General features: G+C 70.0%; 7 protein-coding genes. 4 read left to right on the forward strand and 3 right to left on the reverse strand.

Annotation, left to right across the window (positions count from 1 at the left end; translation table 11 throughout):
* Positions 1-123 precede the first annotated feature (123 nt).
* On the forward strand, positions 124-1,071 hold the full coding sequence (locus WAL33_RS02585) for a thioesterase family protein (RefSeq protein WP_422178190.1): 948 nt from the start codon (positions 124-126) through the stop codon (positions 1,069-1,071).
* Positions 1,072-1,219: 148 nt separating this feature from the next.
* On the opposite strand, the gene WAL33_RS02590 is transcribed toward WAL33_RS02585, so the two are convergent.
* A complete protein-coding gene (locus WAL33_RS02590) occupies positions 1,220-1,576 on the reverse strand; it encodes an ankyrin repeat domain-containing protein (protein WP_422178192.1) in 357 nt (118 codons plus the stop codon).
* Positions 1,577-1,580: 4 nt separating this feature from the next.
* Entirely contained in the window at positions 1,581-2,492 is a 912-nt protein-coding gene (locus tag WAL33_RS02595) for an alpha/beta fold hydrolase (protein ID WP_422178194.1), read from the reverse strand.
* 72 nt (positions 2,493-2,564) lie between these two features.
* On the opposite strand from WAL33_RS02595, the gene WAL33_RS02600 reads away from it, so the two are divergent.
* The gene (locus WAL33_RS02600) at positions 2,565-3,011 is read left to right on the forward strand and encodes a DUF488 family protein (protein ID WP_422178196.1); all 447 of its coding nucleotides are present in this window, start codon (positions 2,565-2,567) and stop codon (positions 3,009-3,011) included.
* A gap of 161 nt (positions 3,012-3,172) precedes the next feature.
* Here the strand turns inward: WAL33_RS02600 and WAL33_RS02605 are convergent, their stop codons facing one another.
* Positions 3,173-3,964, reverse strand: coding sequence for an SH3 domain-containing protein (locus tag WAL33_RS02605; protein WP_422178198.1), 792 nt, complete (start codon positions 3,962-3,964; stop codon positions 3,173-3,175).
* Between the two features lie 100 nt (positions 3,965-4,064).
* Here WAL33_RS02605 and WAL33_RS02610 point away from each other — a divergent pair, with 100 nt between their 5' ends.
* Positions 4,065-4,919 (forward strand): crotonase/enoyl-CoA hydratase family protein, encoded by an 855-nt coding sequence (locus WAL33_RS02610; protein WP_422178200.1) that lies wholly within the window; start codon positions 4,065-4,067, stop codon positions 4,917-4,919.
* Between the two features lie 196 nt (positions 4,920-5,115).
* Complete coding sequence (locus WAL33_RS02615; RefSeq protein WP_422178202.1) at positions 5,116-5,958, forward strand: MipA/OmpV family protein; 843 nt, start codon at positions 5,116-5,118, stop codon at positions 5,956-5,958.
* Positions 5,959-6,018 lie beyond the last annotated feature (60 nt).

Here is a 6,018-nt window from a genome sequence, read left to right on the forward strand (position 1 = left end):
GGGCAAGGCGACGGGATGTATCGGGGGACACGCCGCAAGGGCATGTCCCCGGCGGAGATTGCGAACACCGCGCAAACGCCGCTAGGGTTCGAACAACCGTTCACCCGCCCCGGAACCGCCGCCATGACGACCGCTGAGACCCATCCCGGCGTCGAGATCTGGCGTGGAGGCGTCAACACCTGGGACTGCGACGAGATGGGGCACATGAACGTGCGCTTCTACGTCGTGCGGGCCATGGAGGGGCTGGCGGGGCTGGCGGCGGAGCTGGGCCTGCCGCACGCCTTCTCGCCCTACGCCAACGCCACCGTGGTGGTCCGCGAGCAGCACATCCGCTTCCTGCGCGAGGCCCATGCCGGGGCGGCCCTGCACATGCTGGGCGGGGTGATCGAGATCTCCGACACCGAGGCCAAGGTGCTGCAGCTGCTGGTCCACACCGCCAGCGGTCAGTTGGCGGCGACCTTCCAGACCACCCTCGCCCACGTCACCCCGCGCGAGGGCGAGGCCTTCCCCTGGCCGCGCGTCGTGCATGAACGGGCCGCGGCGCTGAAGGTCGAGGTCCCCGAACAGGCCCGGGCCCGCAGCATCGACCTGTCGCCGTTCGAGGCGACCGCCGGCCTGGAGCGCGCCCAGGTTCTGGGCCTCAAGCGGAGCGGCCTGGGCGCCCTGTCGCCGACCGATTGCGACGTGTTCGGACGAATGCGCGCCGAGCAGTTCATCGGCCGGGTTTCGGACGGCATCGGCGCGTTCATCGGTCCGTTCCGCGACACCGTGGTCGCCCATGCCGAGCACAAACCGACGCGGGTCGGCGGGGCGGTCCTGGAGTACCGCCTGGTCCACCTGGCCTGGCCCAGGGCCGGCGACCGGGTGGAGCTGCGCTCGGGCCTGGTCGGGACGCAAGGCCAGGCCATGCGCGTGGTCCACTGGATGCTGGACCCCACCACCGGCCGGGCCTGGGGCACGTCGGAAGCCGTGGCCATCACCTTCGACCTCGACGCCCGCAAGGTCGTATCGATCTCGGACGCGGCGCGGGCCGAGCTGGCGAAGTCGGCGGTGGCGGGGCTGGCGCTTTAGTCCAGGTTAAACTCGAAAACGGCTGTTATCCCGGACAAGGCCCGCAGGGCCGCCGATCCGGGACCGCCGGAAGCGCCGAGTTCACGCGTCGGTCCCGGATCTTCGCGCTGCGCGCTCGTCCGGGATGACAGCCAGATTTGCCGTAGCGCTAGAGCCGCTCCATCAGCGCGCCATGCCCGGCCAGCATGGCCACTTCCAGCGCCGTCTGGTCCCAGTGGTTCTTGACGTCGAGGTCGACTCCCAGCGCAAGCAGCGTATCGACGACCCGGGCGTGGCCGGCCGCCGCGGCGTAGTGCAGCGCCGTAAAGCCCTGGTCGCCGGGCAGGTCGATGCTCGCGCCCAGGCGCACCAGATCGCGGACATCGGCCTCCCGGCCCATCCGCGCCGCCAGGTGCAGCAGGCCGTCACGGCCCCTGCCCAGGACGTCCGGGGCGTCGATCGTCACCCCGATCATCTCGGGATGCATGGCGTAGCGCGCCGCCAGGTCCGCCAGGGTTCGCGCCATCGCCCTAGGCCGTCGCCATCTCGAAGATCGCCTCGCGCGCCAGGTCCGGGCGCTCCATCGGCAGGAAGTGGCTGGCGCCCGCCACCGTCTCGACACGGATCAAGGGATGGCGGCGCATCAGGGCCGCGCCGTCGCCGACATGGGCGGTCGAGCCCTTCTCGGCCTTGAGGATGCGGGCCGGGCAGCGGATCGCGCCCATGGCTCGCCAGGGGTCATGAGCCTGGGCGCTGTAGTTGGAGGCCTCCCAGGCCGGGGCGCAGGCCAGCTCGACCTTGCCGTCGTCGCGATCCCGAAAGCCGCCGCCCACATAGTCGGCCAGCATGGACTCGGGCCAGGTCCGGAACGCCCCCCGCCCACGATAGGCGGTGAAGGCGGCCTCGCGGCTGTCGAACACCGAGCGGCGGCGCAGCGCCCCCTGGACCATGGGCAGGTGCTTCCACAGCGCGCCGGAGGTCCAGGGCATGTGGGCGTAGAAGGCCATGATCCGGGGCATGATCACCGGGTCGAGCAGGACGAGGCCGCGCACGGCTTCGGGTCTGGCGGCGGCGGCCAACAGGCTGACGGTGCCGCCCATCGAATGGCCGGCCAGCACCACCGGCTGCGTCTGGTCCAGGGCGGTCAGCAGGGCCAGCAGATCGTCGCGAAGATCCAGCCAACTTCGCCGGTGCTCCGGGTTCGCCGCCAGGCGGCTGGAGCCATGGCCGCGCTGGTCGACCGCCAGGACCCGCAGTCCGGCCGACAACGGGGCCAGCAGGGCGCGATAGGTCTGGCCGTTGAAGCCGTTGGCGTGGACGAAGACCACGTCGACCGGCCGATCGGCGGGACCGAACTCCAGCACCGCCATCTCGCCGGCGCCGGCGCGGCTGGAGATCGGGATGAACCGTCGGCGGGGGTCACGGAAAACGGCCGCGTCCATGGCGAGATGCTCCTGTAGCGGCCACTGGTCCCTAAGGTAGGCTCACGGCGTTACCTCGTCCATGGAGGAGCCATGAAACCGCCCACAAACCCCTTGGCGACAATCGGATACGAGCTCGACACCCTGGACGGCATGATCGGCCGGCTGAAGGCCGCGGGGGTCGAGACGGTGGTCGACGTGCGCGCCGTGGCGTCCTCGCGCCGGCCCGGCTTTTCCAAGACCATGCTGGGAAACAGCCTGAAGGCCGAGGGGATCGCTTACGTCCATCTGCGGCCGCTGGGCACGCCCAAGGCCGGGCGCGAGGCGGCGCGGGCAGGCCGGATCGACGAGATGCGGGCGATCTTCCACGCCCACCTGGCCGAACCGGCCGCGCAAGTGGCGCTGGGCGAGGCGACCGCCCTGGCAAGCGGGAAACCGATCGCCCTGCTCTGCTACGAGCACGAGGCCCGATGCTGCCACAGGGCGATCGTGGCCGACGAGATCCGCGCGCGGATCAAGTGCGAGGTGGTGGATCTGTGAAGCGGTGCGGTGAACACTTGCCCCCACCTGACCGCTTCGCGGTCTGTCCGCCCCCATAGGGGGCGGAGGACGCGCGCCAGGCTCCTCTTCCCCCTAGGGGGGAAGACGGTCGCGAAGCGACCCGTAGGGGGCAAGTGTTCGCCGAACTTGCGTTGCCGAGCTTACGCCGGCGTCAGCTGCCACTCGCCCTTGGTGTCCTTGCAGGCGCTGTAGCGTTCGCTGGTGGAGGCCGCGCTCCGGGTGCTGATCGAGGCGTTGATGATCCGGCAGCTGGGCGCCGGGCCATAGCCGCTCTGGCTGAGCAGCGAGGACGAGACGTAGCCGGCGCCGTAGCCGTTGCGGCCGATCAGCAGCCAGTTGCTGTTCGGCGCTCCGCCCAGCACCTGGACGCGCTCGCCGGCCGCCAGCTTGCCAACCACCTTGCCGCTGGTCGACGGACCCGAGCGCAGATTGGCCGTGGAGCGGACGGTGTAGTCGCCGCCGACCGCGTCGTAGCTGGGCAGGACCTGAACGCCGCGCTCGAAGCTGAGGCCCTCGCCGCTGAGCGGCGGGCCGTAGGACGACGACACCACGTCGATGCGGCCCGAGGCGCCCGTGCGCGAATTGCTCCAGCTCTGCGACTGGCCGTTATCCAAAGCCCTCTTGGTGGCCTGCTGGGCCATGGCCTGGTCGGTCGACTGCATGCGGCAGCCGATATAGGCCCCCGCCGCCGCGCCGGCCGCGCCGCCCAGCAGCGTGCCGAGAGTCTTGTTGTCCTTGGCGATGGTCCGCCCGAGCAAGGCGCCGACGCCGGCCCCGATCAGGGCCCCGCCCTCCTGCTTGTTGCCCGAGCCCTCGCAGGCGAACAGCCCGCCGATGCCTTTGGACTGGGCCATCGCCGGCATGGGCGCGACGACCAGGGAGGCGAGAACCGCGCCGACGGACAGGGTGGTGGCGATCGAATGCTTGACCATGGGGGAAGGTCTCCTTCGCAAAAACCCGGCTCTAGGATCAGGGCCCGTTGGCGCCCGCCGCGCCCGTGATACAAGTGATCAACGATAAGGGAGAACGCGCGTGCAGGACAGGCCAGACTATAGCTGCTTCGACGTCGAGATCGAGGCCGGCGTGGCGCATGTGCGCCTGAAACGCCCCGAAGCCCTCAACACTATGACCCGGGCGTTCTGGAACGAGCTGCCGGCCATCATCGGCGATATCAACGACAACGCCCGCGCCCGGTGCATCGTCATCTCCTCGACCGGCAAGCATTTCTGCGCCGGCATGGACCTGTCGGTGTTCACGGACGGCGAGGGCGTGACCGGCGGCGAGCCCGCCGACCGCTATGTGGCCGCCGAGAGCTTCCGCCGCCACGTGCATCATCTGCAGGACACGTTCAGCTGCCTGGACGAAGCGCGCATGCCGGTGATCGCCGCCATCCAGGGCGGCTGCATCGGCGGGGCGGTGGACTTCACCAGCGCCTGCGACATCCGCTACGCCAGCGCCGACGCCTTCTTCACGATCCACGAGATCAATATCGGCATGACCGCCGACGTCGGCACCTTCCCGCGCCTGTGCAAGCTGATCCCCGAAGGCTGGGTGCGCGAACTGGCCTACACGGGCCGCCGCCTGCCCGCCGCCCGGGCGCGCGACATCGGCCTGGTCAACGAGGTGCTGCCCACCCACGAGGAGGTGGTCGCCCACGCCCTGGCGACCGCCCGCGAGATCGCGTCGAAGTCGCCTCTGGCCGTGGCCGGCAGCAAGGTGATGATCAACTACGCCCGCGATCACACGATCAAGGACGGGCTGGACTACATCGCCACCTGGCAGACCGGCATGTTCTCGCCGCCGCACATGATGGAGGCCTTCCAGGCCCGGGCCCAGAACCGCGAACCGGTCTATCCGGACTTGGCGCCGCTGAAGAAGCGGATGTAGGCGGAGGTTCGTTTCGGGTGGACGGCGGGCGCCGATATCGAAGGCGCCTGACGCCCCGCGCGGCGCCGCGCCCGCCAAGGTTGAACCTTCGACCCGCCCCGGCGTTGGGTCCAAGCTTGACGGAGCTATCCAGGGGTTGTCCGAATTAGCGGCGCTCACCTCGTGACGTACTCTCCAGGCCTGAGGGAGCCGATCCATGTTTCATTCCAACGCCGCCACGCGCCAGGTTCGAAGAGGCGGCCTCTGGGCCGGCGGCCTCGCGGCGGCGAGCGTCCTGATGGCCGTGACGCCCGCCGCGGCCCAGGATTCAGACGTGACGGACATGACCGCCTTCGGCTGGACCTTGAACAGCGTGCGCCTCAGCGCGCGCCTCGCCCCCGACTACATGGGCTCGAACGACTATCGTCTGGGCCCCAGCGGCAGTCTCGCCATCTCCCGGCAAGGAACCCAACCGGCGTTCGCCGCGCCGGACGACGGGGTCAGCCTGGGTCTGTTCGGCGGCGAGAGCTGGTCCGCCGGACTGTCCGGACGCTGGCTCTCCGAACGCGACAACAAGGATGACCTGAGAGGCTTCGAAAAGATCGATTGGACGGTGGAGGCCGGCGCGTTCGTCAACTACTGGCCCACCGAGAACCTGCGCCTTCGCGGCGAGGTGCGGCGCGGCTTCAACGGCCACGAGGCGTGGGTGGCCAACCTGGGGGCCGACGCCATATGGCGCAACGACCCGCTGGTCTTGTCGATCGGACCGCGCCTGGCCTGGGGGGACGACAAGTTCGCCCGCACCTATTTCGGCGTCGATCCGATCGAAGCCGCGCGCAGCCCGTTCGGCATCGCGCCCTACGCGCCGGGCGGGTCCGCCCTCAACGCCGGCTTGGTGGCCAGCGCGGAGTACAGCCTGAGCCGCCATTGGAGCGTGGCGGCCGCCGGCGACTATCATCGCCTGCTCGGCGACGCCGCCGACAGCCCCATCGTCGCGGACCTGGGCTCGCCTGACCAGTTCAGCGTGTCGCTGGGCTTCCGCTACACGCTAGGAAATTAGAGACCCTTAGCCCCCGAACCCGTCCGGCAGCTCAGCGCTGGTCAGATCGCAACCCTTCAG

Source organism: Caulobacter sp., assembly GCF_049283275.1.
Lineage (GTDB): Bacteria > Pseudomonadota > Alphaproteobacteria > Caulobacterales > Caulobacteraceae > Caulobacter.